20 protein-coding genes are annotated in these 23,159 nt (G+C 41.1%); all 20 read left to right on the top strand.

Annotated elements, in window-relative coordinates; genetic code table 11:
* Positions 1-310: 310 nt before the first annotated feature.
* The 20 genes from mobA to G6N79_RS14215 all read left to right on the top strand — a co-directional run bounded on the left by mobA (position 311) and on the right by G6N79_RS14215 (position 23,154).
* A complete protein-coding gene (gene mobA, locus G6N79_RS14305; protein WP_103905099.1) occupies positions 311-754 on the top strand; it encodes a conjugal transfer protein MobA in 444 nt (147 codons plus the stop codon).
* Complete coding sequence (gene mobB, locus G6N79_RS14300; RefSeq protein ID WP_065719249.1) at positions 751-2,031, top strand: conjugal transfer protein MobB; 1,281 nt, start codon at positions 751-753, stop codon at positions 2,029-2,031. The genes mobA and mobB overlap by 4 nt, the downstream gene beginning before the upstream one ends.
* A 128-nt stretch (positions 2,032-2,159) precedes the next feature.
* Positions 2,160-2,534, top strand: coding sequence for an ArsR/SmtB family transcription factor (locus G6N79_RS14295; RefSeq protein ID WP_002978466.1), 375 nt, complete (start codon positions 2,160-2,162; stop codon positions 2,532-2,534).
* Complete coding sequence (gene merTP, locus G6N79_RS14290) at positions 2,531-3,130, top strand: mercuric transport protein MerTP (protein WP_101726688.1); 600 nt, start codon at positions 2,531-2,533, stop codon at positions 3,128-3,130. The genes G6N79_RS14295 and merTP overlap by 4 nt, the downstream gene beginning before the upstream one ends.
* A 1-nt stretch (position 3,131) precedes the next feature.
* The gene (locus tag G6N79_RS17720; RefSeq protein ID WP_103905100.1) at positions 3,132-3,338 is read left to right on the top strand and encodes a GDCCVxC domain-containing (seleno)protein; all 207 of its coding nucleotides are present in this window, start codon (positions 3,132-3,134) and stop codon (positions 3,336-3,338) included.
* Positions 3,339-3,535: 197 nt separating this feature from the next.
* Complete coding sequence (gene mobC / locus G6N79_RS14280; RefSeq protein ID WP_091098840.1) at positions 3,536-5,539, top strand: conjugal transfer protein MobC; 2,004 nt, start codon at positions 3,536-3,538, stop codon at positions 5,537-5,539.
* Positions 5,540-5,682: 143 nt separating this feature from the next.
* Complete coding sequence (locus tag G6N79_RS17775) at positions 5,683-6,066, top strand: DUF6660 family protein (protein WP_032132266.1); 384 nt, start codon at positions 5,683-5,685, stop codon at positions 6,064-6,066.
* Positions 6,067-6,156: 90 nt separating this feature from the next.
* A complete protein-coding gene (locus tag G6N79_RS14275; RefSeq protein WP_255539831.1) occupies positions 6,157-10,557 on the top strand; it encodes a CusA/CzcA family heavy metal efflux RND transporter in 4,401 nt (1,466 codons plus the stop codon).
* Positions 10,558-10,565: 8 nt separating this feature from the next.
* The gene (locus G6N79_RS14270) at positions 10,566-11,837 is read left to right on the top strand and encodes an efflux RND transporter periplasmic adaptor subunit (protein WP_103905102.1); all 1,272 of its coding nucleotides are present in this window, start codon (positions 10,566-10,568) and stop codon (positions 11,835-11,837) included.
* Positions 11,838-11,850: 13 nt separating this feature from the next.
* The gene (locus G6N79_RS14265; protein WP_013597180.1) at positions 11,851-12,273 is read left to right on the top strand and encodes a Fur family transcriptional regulator; all 423 of its coding nucleotides are present in this window, start codon (positions 11,851-11,853) and stop codon (positions 12,271-12,273) included.
* A 47-nt stretch (positions 12,274-12,320) separates the two neighbouring features.
* Positions 12,321-13,025, top strand: coding sequence for a transglutaminase-like domain-containing protein (locus G6N79_RS14260; protein WP_003010388.1), 705 nt, complete (start codon positions 12,321-12,323; stop codon positions 13,023-13,025).
* A 22-nt stretch (positions 13,026-13,047) separates the two neighbouring features.
* Complete coding sequence (locus G6N79_RS14255) at positions 13,048-15,102, top strand: heavy metal translocating P-type ATPase (protein ID WP_103905103.1); 2,055 nt, start codon at positions 13,048-13,050, stop codon at positions 15,100-15,102.
* A 70-nt stretch (positions 15,103-15,172) separates the two neighbouring features.
* Positions 15,173-15,736 carry a helix-turn-helix domain-containing protein gene (locus G6N79_RS14250; protein ID WP_068599326.1) on the top strand — a complete coding sequence of 188 codons (564 nt, stop codon included), beginning with the start codon at positions 15,173-15,175 and terminating at the stop codon, positions 15,734-15,736.
* A gap of 88 nt (positions 15,737-15,824) precedes the next feature.
* Entirely contained in the window at positions 15,825-18,242 is a 2,418-nt protein-coding gene (locus G6N79_RS14245) for a heavy metal translocating P-type ATPase (RefSeq protein WP_103905104.1), read from the top strand.
* Positions 18,243-18,341: 99 nt separating this feature from the next.
* Positions 18,342-18,563 (top strand): heavy-metal-associated domain-containing protein, encoded by a 222-nt coding sequence (locus G6N79_RS14240; RefSeq protein ID WP_002981097.1) that lies wholly within the window; start codon positions 18,342-18,344, stop codon positions 18,561-18,563.
* 263 nt (positions 18,564-18,826) lie between these two features.
* Complete coding sequence (locus G6N79_RS14235; protein ID WP_034735070.1) at positions 18,827-19,006, top strand: hypothetical protein; 180 nt, start codon at positions 18,827-18,829, stop codon at positions 19,004-19,006.
* Positions 19,007-19,274: 268 nt separating this feature from the next.
* On the top strand, positions 19,275-20,150 hold the full coding sequence (locus G6N79_RS14230; RefSeq protein ID WP_034735069.1) for a DUF3347 domain-containing protein: 876 nt from the start codon (positions 19,275-19,277) through the stop codon (positions 20,148-20,150).
* 14 nt (positions 20,151-20,164) lie between these two features.
* Positions 20,165-20,470, top strand: coding sequence for a phosphoribosylpyrophosphate synthetase (locus tag G6N79_RS14225; protein ID WP_072885940.1), 306 nt, complete (start codon positions 20,165-20,167; stop codon positions 20,468-20,470).
* Between the two features lie 18 nt (positions 20,471-20,488).
* A complete protein-coding gene (locus tag G6N79_RS14220; RefSeq protein ID WP_091098856.1) occupies positions 20,489-21,019 on the top strand; it encodes an AAA family ATPase in 531 nt (176 codons plus the stop codon).
* Between the two features lie 14 nt (positions 21,020-21,033).
* On the top strand, positions 21,034-23,154 hold the full coding sequence (locus G6N79_RS14215) for a heavy metal translocating P-type ATPase (RefSeq protein WP_091098859.1): 2,121 nt from the start codon (positions 21,034-21,036) through the stop codon (positions 23,152-23,154).
* Positions 23,155-23,159: the final 5 nt, after the last annotated feature.

The raw sequence follows: 23,159 nt of genomic DNA, 5'->3' as shown, positions 1-23,159 counted from the left end.
AGCATTTGGCACTGTGTCACAGTGCAACGCTATCGTAAACAGGGCTTTACTTTGTATTGTGATTTTTATTAACGGATTTATGCAAAGTCTTTTGACATATCAGGGGGTAACGGGAACGGCAACGAGCCGTTTTTCCCTGTTACATTCAATCCGTCCCGCAGGGCGGATTTTTGTGTTCACCGGAACACGGCAAGTTGTGTTTTGAGCATCTCGGAATGATTTCCGATGCTCAAAACAACTTGCCCTTTGCAGGGGGCAGAAAACACCTTCCAAAGTCAGGGTTTTGTATGGATTTTAAAATGGATTAGTGATGAACGATAACAACAAAAAGCAATTGAAAAAGACCGGACGTCGCCCCAAAGAAGACCCGGCGACCATCCGCTATACGATTTCCTTTAACGAGCAGGAACACGCCCATTTTCTTGCCCTGTTTGATAAATCAGGTATGCAGGTAAAGGCTCATTTCATAACGTCCTGCATCTTTGACAAGACCATAAAAACCATTCAGATTGACAAGGGAACGGTTGATTTTTATATGCGGCTGACCTCTTTTCACAGCCAGTTCCGCTCCATAGGTGTAAACTATAACCAGATTGTAAAGCTGTTGTACAAGAATTTTTCGGAGAAAAAAGCCGCAGCGTTCCTGTACAAATTGGAAAAACAAACGGCTGAAATGGCGATGCTATGCCAAAAAATCATTCAGATAACCGAAGAATTTGAAGCAAAGAACCTGAAAAAAAAGCAGTACAGATGATAGCAAAGATTGGCAGAAGCGGGAATTTATACGGTGCATTGGCGTACAATCAGCTCAAAGTAGAGAATGAAAACGGGAAAATTCTGTTCGCAAATAAGATAATCGAAACGCCAACTGGAGCATATACTGTTGCACAATTAGCACAATCTTTTGCACCTTACCTGATTGCCAACCGCAATACGGAAAAGCATACGTTGCATATTTCGCTCAATCCCGACCCGAAAGATAAGGTTAGCGATGACAGGTTTCGGCAAATGGCGGAAGAATATATGCGGGAAATGGGCTACGGCGAACAGCCTTTTGTGGTATTCAAACATACCGATATCGACCGCAGCCATATACACATTGTATCGGTTTGCGTGGACGAGCAGGGCAAAAAGATTTCGGACAAATTCGAGAAAATGCGGTCTATGAATGTGTGCCGTGAACTGGAAAGACAACACGGCTTGATACCCGCAACCGATAAAGAACACAAGCAGAACGACAAGATTTTCCGTCCGGTAGATTATCGGGCAGGCGATGTGAAAAGCCAAATCGCTTCGGTTGTCCGCCACCTACCGAATTATTATAAGTTTCAGACTTTGGGCGAATACAATGCCTTGCTTTCCCTGTTTAATGTTACCACCGAAAAAGTGGAGGGCGAATTGCAGGGAAAAATGCGGCAAGGCTTATTATATATTCCTTTAAACGAGAAAGGCGAAAGAGCCGGGCATCCGTTCAAGGCTTCGTTGTTTGGTAAAAATGCAGGGCTTCCGGCTTTGGAACTGCATTTTGCAAAATGCAAAGAGGATTTAAAAGACCACCCAAGTAAGCAGACCCTAAAAGCTGCAATTTCTATTGCTCTGAAATCCACAAATGATGAGCAGGCTTTTAAAAAGCAGTTGAGTGAACAGGGCATTAATGTAGTGGTCCGCCGGAACGATACAGGTCGTATTTATGGTATCACTTTCATAGACCACAATTCAAAGGCGGTTTGGAACGGTTCACGCTTAGCAAAGGAACTTTCTGCCAATACCTTTAATGATTATTGGAACAATAATATCAAACCGGAGATTAAAGAACCTGTCGTACAACTTCCAAAAACATCCACATCAAATGATGCAGATCTTCCTGCGGAAGAACCTCATCACTTGTTCGACTTCCTGAATACTACTGAAAAACACGAAGACGGTTTGATTGAGGCATTTGGCGGTTTGTTACCCGAAGCACAGGGCGATGATTACGAGGAACAGGATTTTGCTAACAAAATGAAGAAGAAAAAAAAAAGAAGACTGTAAGAGGTCAGATTTTGGAATTAAAAATCTGTTTTTAAAAAGATTTATTGAGCTGTCACTTTATAATTCTGAAAGAATTTGAGTTGTATTTAAGTAATTGCTTAAATAAACAAATTGACTATCTTTGTGCTATGGACAATAATTCTTGCATACGACAACAAGCAGACATTAAACAAATAAACCGCTGTAAAGACCGAGTTTCAGAACTCAACGGTTCTTTTGACTATTTATCGAACGGACTTGAATTAGCGGGAAACAATGTAAGACTGAAAATACTCTTTCTACTTTATGAAGAAAAACGACTTTGTGTTTGTGATATAAGTGATATTCTTGGTATGACAATTTCAGCGGTTTCACAACACTTGCGGAAACTCAAAGACAGAAAACTTATTGAAACCGAACGAGAAGCTCAAACTATTTTTCACTCACTGACTAAAGAGTATGAAAAAATGCTGAAACCATTTTTCAAAATACTTGACGAAAACAAAATATTAGAAACAATATGAAAACTGACAAAAAATTAATTGGTGCAGGACTTTTGACTACAATTGCAGCTTCTCTTTGTTGCATCACACCAGTATTGGCTCTTATTGCAGGAACAAGCGGTCTTGCTTCCACTTTTTCTTGGCTTGAACCTTTTCGACCCTATTTTATCGGGTTGACAATTTTGGTTCTTGGTTTTGCTTGGTATCAAAAGTTGAAACCCAAAAAGCAGATAGATTGCAATTGTGAAACAGAAGAAAAACCAAAATTCATTCAGTCAAAAATGTTTTTAGGAATAGTAACAGCATTTGCAATCGTAATGCTTGCCTTTCCATACTACTCAAGCATTTTCTACCCAAAGACAGAAAAGCAAATCATAGTAGTGGACAAATCCAATATTCAAAAAGTAGAATTTACGATTAGCGGAATGACTTGTGCAAGTTGTGGCGAACACGTAAATCACGAAGTAAATAAATTGACAGGAATAATAAGTTCAAACGCTTCTTATGAAAATGGAAATGCAATCGTAGAATTTGACAACTCAAAAACAAATATTTCTGAAATCGAAAAAGCAATAAACTCAACAGGATATTCTGTAACCGACAAAAAAGAAAATTAAAATGGAAATCAAATTACAATCAACAATCACTTGTCCCAACTGCGGACACAAGAAAGAAGAAACAATGCCGACAGACGCTTGTCAATATTTTTACGAATGTGAAAAATGCAAACAAGTTCTAAAACCAAAACAAGGCGACTGCTGTGTTTATTGTAGTTACGGAAGTGTTGCTTGTCCACCAATTCTGCAGGACAAAAAATGTTGCTGACGGACAGAAAACAGAAGAGCAACTAAAAGTATTTTTTATTTGGATGCTTCATAAATGTTACGATACAAAAGGATCATAGAAGCTACAACTCTTATCACTTCGCCAAACACTGCCACGCACCGCCATTGACTGCCACATTCTTATAGCCGCTGTGTAGAGCCTTTAAATTCACGCCCGAACATTAAAACTAAAAAAGAATGCAGGGAGAAGACGATTTAAGAGGTTTAGCCAAAATAATGGCTTTTATGCGGGCAGTCAGTATTCTTTTGGTGCTGATGCACCTTTATTGGTTCTGCTACGGGTTCTTTTTAGAACGTGGTTGGACGTTGGAAATAATCAACAAGATATTAGGCAATTTCGACCGGACGGCGGGCTTGTTTTCACATACCCTTTATACCAAGGCGTTCGCTTTGGTTTTGCTTGCTTTGAGTTGTTTGGGAACGAAAGGCGTAAAGAATGAGAAGATAACCTGGGCTAAAATCTACGTGGCTTTGGGCGTTGGTTTTGTGCTGTTCTTTCTGAACACGCCGTTGTTAAAGCTATCTCCGGTAATAGGCACATTTCTGTATATCCTTACTATCTCGTTAGGTTATATCGCTTTGCTGATGGCTGGCGTGTGGATGAGCCGTTTGCTTCGTACTAATCTGATGGACGATGTTTTCAATAACGAGAACGAGAGCTTTCAGCAGGAAACAAAGCTGATGGAAAACGAGTATTCTGTCAATCTTCCTACCAAATTTTACTACAAAGGCAAATGGAACAACGGTTGGATAAACATTGTAAATCCTTTCAGAGCATCAATCGTGTTGGGTACTCCGGGTTCAGGAAAATCGTATGCCATCGTAAACAATTACATCAAGCAACAGATTGAGAAAGGCTTTAGTATGTACATTTACGATTTTAAGTTTGACGACCTTTCTACCATTGCCTACAATCATTTATTGAAGCATCGGGATAAGTACAAAGTTCAACCCAAATTCTATGTCATCAACTTTGATGACCCACGCAAGAGCCACCGTTGTAACCCGTTAAATCCCGATTTTATGACGGACATTTCTGATGCTTACGAAGCGGCTTATACCATAATGCTGAACCTCAATCGAAGTTGGATACAGAAGCAAGGAGATTTTTTCGTGGAAAGCCCAATTATCCTATTGGCTGCCATTATTTGGTATCTGAAAATCTATGAGAACGGTAAGTATTGTACATTCCCACACGCCATTGAATTGCTGAATAAAAAGTATTCGGACGTATTTACCATTCTGACCTCATATTCCGATTTGGAAAACTATCTTTCTCCGTTTATGGATGCCTGGCAAGGTGGCGCACAAGACCAATTGCAGGGGCAGATTGCATCGGCAAAAATTCCTTTGTCAAGAATGATTAGCCCGCAATTGTATTGGGTAATGACCGGGGATGATTTTACGCTTGACATCAACAATCCGAAAGAACCTAAAATTTTGTGTGTAGGTAACAATCCCGACCGTCAAAATATCTACTCCGCAGCTTTGGGATTGTACAATTCGAGAATTGTTAAGCTCATCAACAAAAAAGGGCAATTAAAGAGTTCAGTAATCATAGATGAGTTGCCCACAATTTATTTTAGGGGACTGGACAATCTCATCGCAACTGCGAGAAGTAATAAGGTAGCTGTGTGTTTGGGCTTTCAGGATTTTTCGCAGTTAATACGGGATTACGGAGATAAAGAGGCAAAAGTTATCCAAAATACCGTAGGTAATGTATTCAGTGGGCAGGTTGTGGGCGAAACCGCAAAGAGCTTGTCAGAACGGTTCGGAAAAGTATTGCAGAAACGTCAGAGTATGACCATCAACCGAAATGATAAATCAACTTCGATTTCTACGCAATTAGACAGCCTTATTCCTGCTTCTAAAATTTCAACTTTGACACAGGGTATGTTTGTTGGTGCTATATCCGACAACTTTGACGAGCGTATCGAGCAAAAGATATTTCACGCAGAAATAGTGGTCGATAATGATAAAGTTTCCGCAGAAACCAAAGCGTATCAGAAGATACCGCAGATTTTATCTTTTGCTGATAAAAACGGCAACGATAATATGAAGCAAGAGATTGAAAGCAACTACCGCCAGATAAAATCCGACATTGTACACATTGTTGAAAGTGAAATAGAGCGTATCAAGAACGACCCGAACTTACAGCATTTGATACAGCAAGAACAATAAACGCATTAAATAAAGGACTAAGAATGTTGGTGGTGCTTCTTCTTGAATTTAGATGGAGTGTCGCCAACATTTTTTTGAACAGTTTATAAAACAAATATTCGGAATGAAAAATGATGATTATAAAATAGTAATTTTTCAAAACAATGCAATGCCATTGCATTACTTTTTTACTAACTTTGCAAAAGAATATGAAAGTCTTTTACTCCATATTGGCAATTTATATGATGACGGTATTTTTAATGCCGTGTACCGATATGTATGAAAAGGACAACTTTCAAAACCATAACCATTCGGAAGAATTAACCCATCAAGGAAGCCACGACCATCAGGAAACAACTGATATGTGCAGTCCATTTTGTTTATGCGGTTGTTGTGGAATAGTTTCAGGTATAGTGCTTCAATGGAATGTATACAGCTTAGTTAAGGCGAAGACTTTTGACCTTTCTAAGCCTAAAGTTTATTATAAATGTACCTTTATATCCCACTATCTGGGGGGAATTTGGCAACCGCCAAAGATTAATGCATAATTTTTAATGTTTTAATGATTATAGCTTTTTGCGTACAGCAACAAGCTGAATGTTTTGGGTCATACTTCGTATTTCTCGTATTCATAATCATTGCAATTTATCATTAATTATTCATCATTAATCACAATAGAAGTGTTAAATAGTATTATAAAATTCTCTATAAAGAATAAGTTCATTATAGGATTGATGACCTTGTTTCTCATCATTTGGGGGGTATGGAGTGCCAAGCAAATCCCCATTGATGCCCAACCTGACATTACAAACAATCAGGTTCAGATTATTACCCTGTCGCCTACATTGGCAGGACAAGAAGTAGAACAATTAGTAACATTTCCCGTAGAGCAAAGTATCGTTAATCTTCCAAAAGTAGAAGAGATAAGAAGTGTTTCAAGATTTGGATTATCTGTTGTAACCGTTGTCTTTCAAGATAATGTCGATATTTATTTTGCACGACAGTTAGTAAGCCAACAGCTGAAAGAAGCACAAGACCAGATACCTGACGGGATTGGAACACCTGAACTTGCTCCTGTCAGTACAGGTCTTGGCGAAGTGTACCAATATATTCTTCATCCCAAAGAAGGCAGTGAAGACAAATATTCCGCAATGGATTTGCGGACAATGCAGGACTGGATTGTTGCCAGACAACTTTACGGTACTCCGGGAATTGCAGAAGTCAATAGTTTCGGTGGTTTGCTTAAACAGTACGAAGTTTCTATCGACCCAAACCGCATCAAGGCAATGGACGTTAGTATTTCCGATATTTTTACCGCCCTCGAAAACAACAACCAAAATACCGGAGGTGCATATATCGATAAGAAGCCCAATGCTTACTTTATTCGCGGGATTGGTCTGGTTACTTCATTGGAAGATGTAGGAAATATCGTCGTTAAAAATACAGGTAGCGTTCCGGTATTTATCAAAGATGTGGCAGAAGTACAATTTGGTCACGCAACCCGGTACGGAGCATTGACCTATAATGGCGAAGTAGATGCTGTGGGTGGGATTGTAATGATGTTGAAGGGAGAAAACACCTCTGAAGTTGTAAAAAGTATCAAAGAAAAAATACCGGTTATCCAACAATCTCTACCCGAAGACGTGGTCATAGAACCATTTTTAGACAGAATGGATTTGGTTGATAGAGCGATAAGTACGGTTCAAAAGAACCTCATTGAGGGCGCACTGATTGTTATTTTTGTGTTAATTCTATTCCTGGGGAATTTCAGAGCAGGACTGATTGTAGCCTCAGCCATACCGCTATCTATGCTTTTTGCGTTGGGAATGATGCGGCTGTTTGGTGTAAGTGCCAACCTGATGAGTATGGGGGCTATTGATTTCGGATTGGTAATAGATGGTTCCCTGATTGTTGTTGAAGCGACAATGCATCATTTGGGCTTGCGGAAATCCACACAAAGACTTACGCAGGCAGAAATGGATGAAGAGGTATATGAATCTGCACGGAAAATTCGTACGAGTGCCGCATTTGGCGAAGTTATCATCCTCATTGTCTATATCCCTATCCTTACTTTGGTGGGTATAGAGGGTAAAATGTTTACGCCAATGGCACAGACTGTAAGTTTCGCCATTTTGGGAGCTTTGATTTTGTCCTTTACCTATATCCCGATGATGAGTGCCTTGTGTCTGTCTAAAAAACCGATTACCAAAAGGAATTTTTCAGACAAAATGATGGACTATCTTCAAGGGGTTTATAAGCCTTTGTTAGAAAAAGCCATTCGGATAAAATATGTGATTATTGCGGTTGCCGTTGGGCTGTTTACCATAAGTATATTTCTATTTTCACGGATGGGCGGAGAGTTCCTGCCAAAATTGGGCGAGGGCGATTTTGCTTTCCACTGTATCCTGCCACAAGGAACATCGCTTAGCCAAAGTCTGGAAACCTCTATGCAGGCATCAAGGATAATCAAGGAATTTGACGAAGTGAGAATGGTCGTAGGCAAGACTGGTGCTGCCGAAGTACCGACAGACCCGATGCCTCCCGAAGCCACTGACCTGATGATTATCCTAAAACCGCAGGACGAATGGAAAACAAAAAAATCCTATGACGAGCTTTCCAATGAAATGATGGAGAAACTTAAAGTTATTCCCGGTGTATTCTTTGAAGCCAATCAGCCGATACAGATGCGTTTTAATGAGTTGATGACAGGTATCAGGCAAGATGTAGCCGTTAAGATATTCGGAGAAGACCTCGACAGTTTGTTGGTTTATGCGAATAAAGCGAATGCTATTATTCAAACAGTAGAAGGTGCGACCGCTCCGCAGGTAGAGCGGGTAGCAGGTCTTCCCCAAATCAATATCGAATACGACCGTACCCGAATAGCCAACTATGGCTTGAATGTACAGGAGATAAATGATATTGTCAGCACTGCGTTCGCAGGTAAATCAGCAGGTGTTATTTATGAAAACGAACGAAGATTTGATTTGGTGGTAAGGCTTGATGAAGAACACCGCAGTTCCATTGAGGATGTGAGCAATTTGTTTATTCCACTTCCAAACGGAGAGCAGGTTCCACTTTCGCAGGTTGCCAACATTGACTATAAATTAGGTCCTGCACAAATCAGTCGTGAAGGAGGAAAACGAAGGATATATATCGGATTTAATGTACAAGGGCGGGATGTAGCAAGTGTTGTAGAAGAAATTCAGGATAAGTTGGCTGAACAGGTTAAGCTACCGACAGGATATTATTTTACCTATGGCGGTCAGTTTGAGAACCTCCAAAAAGCTACTGACAGATTACTGATTGCAGTACCTATCGCCCTGCTTTTGATTTTTATCCTGCTATACTTCACGTTCCATTCGTTCAAGGAAGCCGTTTTGGTCTATACGGCTATCCCGATGAGTGCCATTGGAGGCGTATTTGCCCTTTTATTGCGGGATATGCCATTCAGCATATCGGCAGGTGTCGGATTTATTGCTCTGTTCGGTGTTGCTGTTCTGAACGGGATTGTACTGATTGCCACGTTCAATAGACTGGAGAAAGAGGGTTGGAACGAGATTGTTCCGAGAATTATCGAGGGAGCTAAAACAAGGCTTAGGCCTGTATTGATGACAGCATCAGTGGCAAGTTTAGGCTTTTTACCAATGGCATTAAGTACAAGTGCAGGTGCAGAAGTACAAAAACCGTTGGCAACGGTGGTTATCGGCGGATTGATTTCAGCAACGGCATTGACGTTGTTCGTACTGCCTTTACTGTACCTCGTATTTATGAGAAATCATAAGCCTACGAAAAATAATAAAATGAAAGCCATAACACCTGTATTGTTGCTGTTTGTGTTCTTAGGTTTTTCTCAAAACAGTAATGCACAAAATCCGGTAAATGTAGATAGAGCTATTGAGATAGCTATGGAAAATAACCCTCAGCTCCGTTCCAAAAATTTGGATATTCAATCTGCCCAAAGCCTAAGCAAGACAGCATTTGAACTGCCGAAGACCAATGCAAATTTCCAATATGGGAATAACGAGGGCTTTGAGTACAATGACGGTTTCCAAATTTCGCAGACCATACCCTTTCCAACACTTTTTGGGGTAAAGAAGAACCTTGTCAAAGAGCAGGTCAAAGGTCAGCAGTGGGCGAAGGCACTTACAGAAAATGAACTGAAAAAGCAGGTAAGAACCTATTATTATCAGTTGGAATATTTGGAGCATAACGCTTCGGTTTTAAAGTATCTTGATAGTATTTATTCAGACTTTATCCGTGTGGCGGAACTGCGTTATAAAACCGGAGATATAGGGCGGATTGAAGTCAGTACTGCTGTTACCAAACAGGGGGAAATCAATTTATTGCTCCAGCAAAACGAGGTTTTAAGGCAGAACGCCTATCAAAGCCTTAAAAATCTGATGCAGACACAGGAAGACTTCTTAATAGAACCGCAACCGGATTATACACCATTGCTGTTAAGTTCTTTCATTGACAGTTCGGCTGTTGCAAATCATCCGAGCATCCAGCTATTGTACCAAGAGGCGAAAATTGCCGAACAGAACAAGAAATTGGAACGGGCAAACAGCCTGCCTGATTTTACGTTCGGCTATAATAACATATCGCTGATAGGAATGCACAGTAAAAATGGTGTAGAGCAATTTTATGGCAGAGGACAGCGGTTTAGTTTTGTTGATGTAGGTATTACAATCCCCATTTTTACAACCACCAAAGCAAAAATTCGCTCGCTTGATTACAAGAAACAATCATTGGAATTAAATGCGCAATGGCAGGAACAACAGCTTAAAACGGAATTGGCAAACGCCTTGAAACAATACGAACAATATGTAGCGCAGTTTACCTATTTCAAGGAGCAGGCACTTCCCAATGCTGATGAGATTATCAATGCTGCAAAGCTGGGGTACAGTACCGGAGATATTTCTTATGTGGAGTACCTATTTGCCTTGCAGACAACAGCAGACATTCAGCTTAATTATTTAAATAGCATTCAGCAAATCAATGAGGCTGTAACGCTTATCCATTCATTAATCAGTAAATAATACAATATATGAAACGTACCATAAATAAGATAGTTTTTAGCGTTCTTGTCCTCGTAACATTCTTTGCTTTTAACGCTTGTACGAATAATCATAAAGAGGGCGACGGACATAACCACGGAACGGAAGCAGAAGCAAAGCCGGAAACAGATGAACACGAAGAAGAAGACGTTGCCGTACTGACCGATGAGCAGATGAAAGCCGTAGGTATTGAAATCGGTTCAATTGAACAGAAGCAATTATCCGCAACGTTGAAAGCCAATGGTGCATTGAGAGTTCCCAACAGCAACAAGGCGAATGCAACCTCGTTGTTTGGTGGTGTTATCAAATCCCTTAATGTGGAGATAGGCGATTTCGTAAGGAAAGGTCAGGTTATCGCTACTATTTCCAATCCGCAATTCATACAATTGCAGGAAGAATACCTAAGCATCAATAGCCGGATAGAATTTGCAGAGCAGGAAGTGGCAAGACAAAGAGAGCTGAACGAGGGAAATGCAGGTGCAAAGAAAAACCTGCAAAGTGCCACTACCGAATTGAACACGTTGAGAACACGAAAAGCATCGTTACAACAACAAATCCAAATGATGGGCATTAATCCGGCTTCCCTGTCAAATTCCAATCTTAAATCCTCGTTGGTCGTTACAAGTCCGATAAGCGGTACTGTGAGCAATGTTTTCGCCAAAATCGGAAGCTATGTAGATGTGTCATCGCCTATTGCTGAAATCATAGAAAACACAGCCCTGCACTTGGACTTACAGGTGTATGAAAAGGATATTCCTTTAATCAAAATAGGTCAGAAAATAGATTTTGTCGTAACCAACAATCCCAATAAGACTTATTCTGCCGAAGTTTATAGTATCGGCTCATCCTTTAGCGGAGAGAGTAAAACTATTGCTGTTCACAGCAAGATTACAGGAGATAAAGCAGGATTGATTGACGGAATGAGTATAACCGGAATGGTAAGTTTAGATGATGTATTAAGTACGGCTGTACCCAACGATGCTATTGTCAATGCAGACGGAAAGTATTACATCTTTTTGGTCAAGGAGCGGGAAGAAGAAGCTCACGACCATAAAGAGGGCGAAGCTCACGACCATAACCACGGTTCTGAAAAAGGAACTCAATTTGTAAGAATGGAAGTCGTTAAAGGTGCTACGCAATTGGGTTATACGGCAATTACACCTGTAAGTGAAATTCCGCACGGTGCGCATATCGTGGTAAAAGGCGCGTTTTTTGTGAATGCAAAAATGGATGATTCGGGAGAACACGCCCACGCTCACTAAAAAACATTGGATAATGAAAAAAAACATTGAACAGAAGCTGTTGTCAAAGAACACCAATCCGACCAGTATGCGGATATTGGTGTACGACTTCTTGGAGCAACAGCAGACAGCAATGTCCTTATCTGAAATTGAGAGCCATTTTTATAAAGCAGACAGGGTTACGATTTACAGGACTTTGAAAACTTTTGAAGAAAAAGGCATTGTACACAGTATTCAGGAGAACACTACGGTCAAGTATATTCTGTGCCACGATGGGTGTGATGAAAATACACACAAGGATTGGCACTTACATTTCTATTGTAAGATTTGTAAGCAGACAACCTGTAAGGAGGATTTTATAATACCGCAGAATGGAAGTCAGAATTACCGTATCGACGAACTAAAATTATTTGGTAAGGGAATTTGTGAAAACTGTTTAAAGGAGAGTTTGCAATAGCATTGCAGGCTCTCCCTGTGTAACTTTGTTATAAATATAAATGTGTTATGGACACCTATCTTAAAGAAACAAAAATCCTTGACTACTCCAATGCTTCCATACAAAAGCTATTGGAGCAGAGAGGGTGGGAAAACTTGGACACCGTTGCCAAAGTTCAAGCCATTTACAATTTTGTACGGGACGAAATAAAGTTTGGCTATAATGTTTCTGATTATATTTCCGCATCGCAGGTGCTGAATGACGGGTACGGACAATGCAACACAAAAGCCACTTTATTAATGGCTTTGTTAAGAGCAACAGATGTACCTAACCGTATTCACGGCTTTACCATTGACAAGGCATTGCAGAAAGGAGCTATTACAGGTATTTGGTACAGACTATCGCCTAAGAATATCTTGCATAGCTGGGTTGAAGTTTGGGTAAACGAGCAATGGTATTTTTTGGAGGGCGTGATTTTGGATAAACCGTACCTCACTAAATTACAGGAACAGAACAGTGATTGCAAGACCACTTTTTGCGGTTTCGGGGTTTATACCGATAATTTTGAGAACCCGCCGATTGAATGGAACCTCAATAATACATTTATTCAGGATAAAGGCATCAATCGGGACTTTGGCGTTTTTGATACACCCGATGCGTTTTATGCAAAACATCAACAAGAACTGAACGCTTTCAAGAAGTTTATTTTTCAGCATATCGTGAGGCATATAATGAATAATAATGTAGAAAGAATAAGAAATAAAAAAGTGTAACGAACCTAAAAAATTAAAGGCTATGATAAATACAGACAAAAATCACAAGCATACTTACGATGCACAAGGCAAAATGACTTGTTGCACACAGGAAGAAAAAATCTACACCAAAGCAGGTGCTAAGGAATTGGTAAAAGGGCATCACAAAAATGACGGGCATAATCACGACCACAGTGATGATGACGGACACGACCATTCGCATTCAGGAGATACTGACAATGTTTTCAAGATGTTTCTTCCCGCCATTATTTCCCTTGCGCTGTTGCTTGCAGGTATTGCAATGGATAATTGGTTTCCGCAGACGTGGTTTACCGATTGGGTACGGATTATTTGGTACGTGGTGGCTTATGCTCCTGTTGGACTGCCCGTACTCAAAGAAGCCGTTGAGAGTATTCGCAAAGGCGAGATTTTCTCGGAGTTCTTTTTGATGGGCATTGCAACTATCGGGGCATTTGCCATTGGCGAATATCCCGAGGGCGTTGCGGTAATGTTGTTCTATGCCGTTGGCGAAGTTTTTCAGACAATGGCTGTTTCGAGGGCAAAATCAAACATCAAATCTTTGCTTGACCAAAGACCCGATGAAGTAACCGTTTTAAAAAACAATGAACCGCAAACCGTAAAGGCAGAAACTGTTGCCGTTGGCGAAATTATACAGCTTAAACCGGGAGAAAAATTAGGCTTAGACGGAGAACTGTTGTCCGAAACGGCATCTTTCAATACATCGGCTTTAACAGGCGAAAGCAAACCAGATACAAAAAACAAAGGCGAAACCGTTTTGGCAGGGATGATTAATCTCAACACCGTATCGCAGGTAAAAGTTACGACCGCATACACCGACAGTAAGTTGAGCAAGATTTTGGAATTGGTACAAAATGCCACTACACAAAAAGCACCAACGGAATTATTTATCCGGAAATTTGCAAAAATCTATACGCCTATTGTAGTGCTGTTAGCCATAGCTATTTGCCTACTGCCTTATTTCTTTGTAGAAAATTATGAGTTTAGAGATTGGCTGTACAGGGCTTTGGTATTTCTGGTTATTTCTTGTCCTTGTGCGTTGGTTATTTCCATTCCGTTAGGTTATTTCGGTGGTATTGGTGCTGCAAGCAAAAACGGAATACTGTTTAAAGGGAGTAACTTTTTAGATGCTCTTTCCGATATCCAAAACGTAGTGATGGATAAGACAGGCACAATGACAGAGGGCGTTTTTAAGGTTCAGGAAGTCAATTTCAATCCTGAATTTGATAAAGCCGAAATTCTGGAATTAGTTAACATTTTGGAAAGCAATAGCACACATCCCGTAGCGACCGCTATTCACGAATACGTGGGGAAACCGAATAATGAAATCCAATTGGAAAATACGGAGGAAATCGCCGGACACGGTTTGAAATCAACTGTAAACGGTAAGGATTTATTGGTCGGGAATTTCAAACTGATGGATAAGTTCGGCATACCATACGACTTAGACCCGAACAGCATCGTTTATACAACTATCGCCGTTGCTTACGACAGCAAATTTGTCGGTTACATCACGATTGCCGACAGTATCAAAGAAGATGCACAGGAAACCATAACCCTACTGCATAAGCTCAATGTTAATGCAACGATGCTTAGCGGAGATAAAAGTACCGTTGTAAAATATGTGGCGGAGCAGTTAGGGATAGACAATGCTTTTGGAGATTTATTGCCCGAAGACAAAGTAAACAAAGTCAAAGAGATAAAAGCCAAAAATGAAAGCGTTGCCTTTGTCGGGGACGGTGTGAATGATGCACCTGTTGTAGCATTAAGTGATGTGGGTATTGCAATGGGTGGTTTGGGAAGCGATGCTACTATTGAAACCGCCGATGTAGTAATACAAGACGATAAGCCGAGTAAAATACCAATGGCAATCAATATCGGTAAACAGACAAAGAAAATAGTTTGGCAAAATATCGCTTTAGCATTTGGAGTGAAAGCCATTGTATTGATACTTGGTGCAGGTGGATTAGCCACAATGTGGGAAGCCGTATTTGCTGATGTAGGTGTGGCATTATTGGCTATATTGAATGCAGTAAGAATACAACGAATGAAGTTTTAAACAACGTTCAGTTCAACTTAAATCGTAAATTTGTGCATTAGTTTGATATGAATATAAATGTGAGTAAGGAATGAATATACTCTTTATAAAAAATATGGTTTGCAACCGCTGTATTATGGTGGTACAAAATGAATTGGACAAGTTGGGTTTAAACGTAAAGAACATAAAACTTGGAGAAGTAGTACTTAGCAAAGAACCTACAGCCGAAGAAAAAAATAAATTGGATAAAGCCTTAGTTTTATTAGGGTTTGAACTCATTGATGATAAGAAAAGTAGAATTATCGAAAAAATAAAGAATATAATTATTGAGTTGGTTCATCATCAAAACAACGATGCCAAAACCAATCTTTCAGATGTGTTAAGTAGTCAATTACACCACGATTATAATTATTTATCCAACCTGTTTTCGGAGATAGAGGGTACTACCATTGAAAAATACTTTATAGCCCAAAAAATAGAAAAGGTAAAAGAGCTATTGGTATATGATGAACTGTCTTTGAGTGAAATTGCTTTTCGTCTGAACTATTCGAGTGTAGCTTATTTAAGCAACCAATTCAAAAAAGTAACAGGACTGACACCGAGCTATTTCAAGCAAATACGGGATGATAAAAGAAAACCTTTGGATAAGGTCTAAGTAAATCTTACAAATCCATTCCATAATTCCACAATAATTCCCATCCATATTATCGCCAATTTTGTATTGTTAATTAAAGCAAGCGAAAATGGCAACAAATAAAAATAAAGAAATCATCTATCTTCCGTTGGAAGATGTAGAAAGCGAGCATTGTGCATTAATCGTTGAAAAAGGATTGGCACAGGTAAAAGGCATAGAAACCCACAAAGTAGAACTGAATAACCGCAGGGCAGCCATTACAGTAAATAATACAGAAGTTGTAGGCGAAGCGGTAAAAGTAATTAAAGATTTGGGTTATGGCGTTTCTACTGTAAAAAACACCTTTCCTGTTTTGGGTATGACCTGTGCTTCTTGTGCGGGCAGTGCTGAAAGCATCGTTAAATACGAACCAGGTGTAGTAAACGCTTCTGTAAACTTTGCCACGGGAAATCTTACCGTTGAGTACCTGCCCAATATAACTGATGCTTCAAAATTGCAAAAGGCGATACAGTCCATCGGTTACGATTTGTTGATTGAAGATGAAACTAATCAGCAGGAAACATTAGAAGCCATCCACACTCAAAAGTTTCAAAAACTAAAAACTAAAACCATTTGGGCGGTTATACTTTCTCTTCCGGTAGTAGTGATAGGTATGTTATTTATGGATATACCTTATGCCAATCAAATTATGTGGGTATTTTCTACACCTGTTGTATTGTGGTTGGGCAGGGATTTTTTTATCAATGCCTGGAAGCAGACAAAACATCGTTCAGCCAATATGGATACATTGGTAGCATTGAGTACAGGTATCGCCTATCTGTTCAGTGTATTCAATATGTTGTTTGCCGACTTTTGGCATCAAAGAGGATTACACGCCCACGTATATTTTGAAGCAGCGGCTGTTATTATTGCATTCATTCTGTTAGGGAAGCTGTTGGAAGAAAAAGCCAAAGGCAATACATCTTCAGCTATTAAAAAGTTAATGGGGTTGCAGCCGAAAACCGTCATCGTGATACAAACGGACGGAACGGAAAAACAGACCGCTATTGAGGATGTAAACGCAGGCGATGTTATTCTTGTAAAGCCGGGCGAAAAAATTGCGGTGGACGGTATGGTAACTTCAGGCAATTCTTACGTGGATGAAAGTATGTTGAGCGGAGAACCTGTACCTGTATTGAAAAACGAAAACGAAAAAGTATTTGCAGGAACGATTAACCAAAAAGGAAGTTTCCAATTTAAAGCCGTTAAGGTAGGCAAAGAAACAATGCTTGCTCATATCATCAAAATGGTGCAGGACGCACAGGGAAGCAAGGCTCCCGTACAAAAGTTGGTAGATAAGATTGCTGGTATTTTTGTTCCGGTTGTGATAGGTATCGCTATCCTTACATTTATATTATGGTTCATCTTGGGTGGCGATAATGGGGTTGTTCAGGGTCTATTGGCAGCAGTTACGGTATTGGTTATTGCCTGTCCTTGTGCTTTGGGATTGGCGACACCTACGGCTATAATGGTTGGAGTTGGTAAAGGTGCTGAAAACGGTATTTTGATAAAAGATGCCGAAAGTTTGGAATTAGCGAAAAAAGTTGATGCCATTATTTTAGATAAAACAGGAACAATTACCGAGGGAAGACCAGAGGTAACAGGCGTTCAATGGCTGAATAATGATGATGCGACCAAAGACATTTTATTAAACATTGAAAAGCAATCCGAACACCCATTGGCAGAAGCGGTGGTAAAACACTTGGATGGAGCAACAACCACAACTTTAACACAATTTGACAGTATCACAGGTAAAGGAGCAAAAGCCAATCATAATAACGAAACCTATTTTGTAGGCAATAAAAAACTATTGAGAGAAAACAACATCAGTATTGCGGAACAATTACAAAATCAAACTGATGAATGGGGCAAACAATCGAAAACTGTTATTTGGTTTGCCGACAGCAAACAGGCACTTTCCGTATTAGCCATATCAGACAAGATTAAAGAAACATCTGTACAGGCTATCAAAGAAATGCAGGATATGGGCATCGACCTGTATATGCTAACCGGAGATAATGAAGCTACTGCCAAAGCCATTGCAGAGCAAACAGGCATTAAGCATTACAAAGCAGAAGTATTGCCACAGCACAAAGCCGATTTTGTAAAAGAGTTACAAAGTAAAGGTAAAGTAGTGGCAATGGTTGGGGACGGTATCAATGACAGTACCGCTTTGGCAACAGCCGATGTGAGTATAGCAATGGGCAAAGGTTCGGACATTGCAATGGACGTCGCCAAAATGACCATCATTTCGTCCGACCTGACCAAGATACCGCAGGCAATACGCTTGTCCAAACAGACCGTAGCCACCATCAAGCAAAACCTGTTCTGGGCGTTTATCTACAACGTAATCGGCATTCCGGTAGCGGCAGGCATCCTTTACCCTGTTAACGGCTTCCTGCTCAACCCGATGATTGCGGGTGCGGCAATGGCATTGAGCAGCGTGAGCGTGGTCAGTAACAGCCTGCGGTTGAAGTGGAAGAAATAAAACAGTAAATCTCACAAATCAAACAAGAAATTACACAACAATAACTAACTGAATAGTACGGAAATTTGCATTATCAGATAACTCTAAAATTTGTAAACAATGGAAAATAAACAATTTCAATTCAAGACGAACATCAATTGCGGCGGTTGTATCGCATCTGTAAAGCCGCACTTGGACAAGGCAGAGGGCATCTGCCATTGGGAAGTGGACACGGCCAACAAGGACAAGGTACTTACCGTGAAGTCCGAGGGCATTACCGAGCAGGAAGTAATATCGACCGTGCAAAAGGCAGGCTTCAAAATAGAACCTTTGGATGCCTAAGCCAGCACCTTTTTGAAATGCCCTTTTTCCGACCGAATTTCCATGAGGTTGGGTTGATGAAAAAGGGCATTTTATCAATTCTGAAAAAAGGCGATAGGTTATTGCGTATATGGCATTATTTTTCCATATAGCAAAAAAAACGTAAAACGATATAAAAAAAACCAATCTAATTTGTAACTTTGTTGCGTTGAAAAATTATAGAATACATATAGGCATTTTGACATTGTTCTGTTTGGTTTTCTTTATGATGCCAAGTCAGAGCTATGCCTGTTCCAAAAATTCAACAAAGACCGAGCAGTCTTTCTGCTCAAAGGAGAAATCCAAAAAATCAGAACATAAAAAAGGTTGCAAGAGCAAATCCTGTAAAAAATGCAAAAGTGACAAATGCGGGGGCGGTTGTTCCCACAGCTCTTGCAGGTGCGGTGCTTCAACCACTTCCCTAAATGTCCCAACCGTAATCGAATTAAAGGCAAAAAATCACTTAGCAGCAGCTAAAAAGCAAAAATTCGGTTTCAAAGAAGCCTACTATTCTTCGGGCTTTTTCTCCATTTGGCTACCGCCTAAAATAAGCTAAAACTATGGCCTGATAGCCATAGGTATGTCCTGTCAGAAGCTGTTCCGGCTTTTGCAAATCCCCTATTTGTATCATTTATTTAAAATTTAAAACAGAAATGGGTTTATCAATCCCCCGTTTCTCAAAATGTAATTATTATGAAATCATTATCAAAAATAGTGATGGTAATCGCCGTATTACTATCATCAATAAACGGCTTCGCACAAATCAAGAATGCGAAAACAGAAACCGTAAAGATTTACGGCAATTGTGGTATATGCAAAACCACCATCGAAAAGGCAGGTAACGTAAAAAAGGTAGCCAGTGTGGACTGGAACAAAGATACCAAGATGGCTACGCTCACCTATGACGGCGACAAAACAAATCAGGATGAAATCCTGAAACGTATCGCTTTGGCTGGTTATGACAGTGAGAAGTTCCGTGCGCCGGATGACGTATATGCTAAACTGGCTGGTTGCTGCCAGTATGATAGACCAGTGAAGACGGTTGCCAAAAACAAGGAGGCGGGAATGGACATGAATGCCGGACATGGCAATCACGACCATAGTCAAATGGCAGCTAACAAAGATGCAGCCCAAAACCAATCACAGCTAAAGGCTGTATTTGACAACTACTTTTCAGTGAAAGATGCTTTGATAAAAACCGATGCGGCGACCGCATCTGCCAAAGCCGCTGAATTGGCTGCATCCCTTAAAGCAGTCGATATGAATAAGCTATCGGCAGAGGAACATACGGCTTGGATGAAAGTGATGCAGGACTTGACGGCCAATGCGGAAAGCATTTCAAAATCAAAAGATGTTGCAAAACAAAGAAGTGCTTTTGCGGCACTTTCGGGAAGCATCTACACACTGGCCAAAGTGTCTAAACAGGATACTCCCGTTTATTACCAGCACTGCCCTATGTACAACGGAGGTAAGGGAGCCAATTGGCTAAGTAAAGAGAATGCTGTTAAAAACCCATATTACGGCTCACAGATGCTTACCTGCGGCAGTACGGTCGAAACCATTAAATAACAGGTCTGAAAGCTATGGTACAGTACAATGACATGGTGCAGGCGCTTAAAGACCTAAGACAGCGTGGATACAGTATGGACTTTAGTCTGTTGCCGGACTGCCTGTTCTGTGCGTCAAGGAGCCTGAAACTAAAACCGGAGGATTTTACGGTTACGGAAACCCATAGGTTTGAAAGCCTCGACAGCAGTCCTGATAACAATGCCGTGATTTATGCCATATCGTCCAATGATGGTAAGAATAAAGGCGTACTTGTTGATGCCTATGGTGCTTATGCCGAAGAAATGACCCATGAGATGGCAAAAAAATTAAGTGCAACATAACTTTTAAAACCCCTTGTTATGAAGAACAGGACAAATTGGTATGTCATTACGGGAGGCCCATCAACAGGTAAAACTACGGTTGTGAACCTCTTGGCTGAAAAAGGATATAATACAGCCATAGAACATGCCCGGCATTACATAGAAACGATGAGCATCGGCGGAAAGACCGTAGCGGAAATCAGGGAAAATAAGCTGGAATTTCAACAAGGCGTACTGAAAATGCAGATTGAACAGGAAGCAAAGCTCGACCCGGAGGAAGCGGTATTTTTGGATAGGGCTATACCCGATGCCCTTGCCTACTATCGTTTTTTAAGGCTTGAACCGGATGCCCTGCTGAATGCTGCTTTAGCGCATGTTGATTATAAGAAAGTATTTATACTTGACAGGCTCCCGCTTGTAAAGGATTATGCGAGAACCGAAAATGAAAGTGAACAACGCCATATACATTCTCTTATAATCGAAGTTTATAAATCCCTGTCTTTTCCGATTGTACACGTGCCTGTGCTGCCACCGGAAGAAAGGGTTCAGTTCATTCTTAACAATCTATAATATTTAATGCGATTATGAATAAATACACGTGTCCTATGCACCCACAGGTGCTAAAAGACGAACCGGGAAAATGCCCGCTCTGTGGCATGGCATTGGTTCCCGTTGGCGGTGCGTCAGCTTCTCATGAACACACATCAGGACATGGGCATTCCGGGCATTCTCAACATGGCCATGCTGACGAAAACTTTAATAAACATGAGGGGCATCATACAGGCGATTTCCTCACACGTTTTTGGATAAGCCTTGTCATTACAATCCCTATCCTGCTCCTGTCACACATGATACAGCAATGGTTGGGTTTCTCCCTTGCTTTCAATGGCGATAAATATGTGCTGCTGGCATTGGGTACGGTGATTTATTGCTATGGAGGCTTACCGTTCCTAAAGGGAATGATTGGCGAGGTGAAAGCCAAAGCCATAGGGATGATGACACTTGTTGCCATTGCCATATCCGTAGCCTATGTTTATTCCGTAGCCGTTGTATTTGGCTTGCAGGGTATGGACTTCTTTTGGGAACTGGCAACCCTAATTGACATCATGCTGTTAGGGCATTGGCTGGAAATGCGTTCCCAAATGGCTGCTTCACGGGCATTACAGTCATTGGTGGCTTTGCTGCCCAACGATGTTACCGTGGAACGTGGCGGAGAAGCTGTAAAGATAAAGCTCGAAGACCTGCAAAGCGGTGAAACGGCTATCATAAAACCGGGAGAAAAAATTCCAGCCGATGGATTGGTACTGGAGGGGCTTTCGTATATCAACGAGAGTATGCTTACCGGGGAAAGTGTTCCCGTAAAAAAGGAAAAGGACGGAAAGGTCATCGCAGGCTCTATCAATGGCGATGGTGCGCTGAAAGTTAAGGTAACAGCCGTGGGAAAAGACAGCTACCTGAACAGGGTTATCAATCTTGTGCAGGAAGCGCAGGCTACTAAGTCTAATACACAGAACCTTGCGGACAAAGTTGCCAAATGGCTCACCTTTATTGCCATTGCCGTGGGCATAGGCACATTTGCCTATTGGTATGCAAGCAGTGGAGATATTGCCTTTGCGCTTGAAAGAATGGTGACGGTAATGGTAACGGCCTGCCCGCACGCATTGGGCGTGGCTATCCCGTTGGTGGTCGCCATTTCCACAACGCTTTCGGCGACCAATGGCCTGCTCATCCGCAACCGTACGGCATTTGAAACCACCCGAAAACTTTCCACCGTCATTTTTGATAAGACCGGAACGCTCACCAAAGGTTCCCATGCCGTAGAAAAGGTTATACCGTTAACAGACGAATATAATGCCGATGAGGTTATCCAGTATGCTGCCGCAGTACAGCAAAATTCGGAACACCATATCGCCAAAGGCATTATGGCTACATTGAAAGAAAAGAGCCTTGCCTTATGGAAGTCTGAAAACTTCAGCTATATGCAGGGCATAGGTGTTAAAGGTGTTGTGAACGGGAAAAATGTCGTAGCTGGCGGCCCGAATTATTTCACCGAAAACCACCTTTCCCTGCCGGAAATACCAAGCGAAATCAATCAGGAAGCCGAAACGGTCAACTTTGTCCTCATTGATGACCGGGTAATCGGCATCATTACTTTGGCAGACAGCATCCGTGAGGGTTCGGCACAGGCGATTGAGGAACTCAAAAAAATGGGCATCAAGTCCTTTCTGCTCACCGGGGACAACGACAGGATTGCTGCTGCCGTAGCCGGAAAATTGGGTATGGACGGGTATTTGGCTAATGTGCTTCCGCACAACAAGCAGGAGAAAGTAAAGGAGTTTCAGGCAAAAGGCGAAATCGTAGCAATGACTGGTGATGGTGTAAATGATGCACCTGCACTGGCACAGGCAGATGTGGGCATTGCCGTGGGTTCCGGTACGGACGTGGCTGCCGAAACAGCGGATATCATATTGGTAGACAGCGACCCGAGGGATGTGGTCAAACTGATTGACTTCGGCAAACTTACCTACAAAAAGATGGTACAGAACCTGATATGGGCGGTTGGCTACAACGTGGTGGCAATACCGCTTGCGGCAGGCGTACTCTATCCGAATTTTGTTTTAAGTCCCGCTATGGGTGCTGTGCTGATGAGTGTAAGCACCATTGTAGTGGCTATTAACGCAAGTTTTTTAAAAATCAAAAAATAAATAAA

Origin of the sequence: Sphingobacterium lactis, assembly GCF_011046555.1 — a bacterium.
Taxonomy (GTDB): Bacteria; Bacteroidota; Bacteroidia; order Sphingobacteriales; family Sphingobacteriaceae; genus Sphingobacterium; species Sphingobacterium lactis.
Note: the sequence above shows the minus strand (reverse complement) of the source record. Positions and strands in the feature narration are given on the sequence as shown.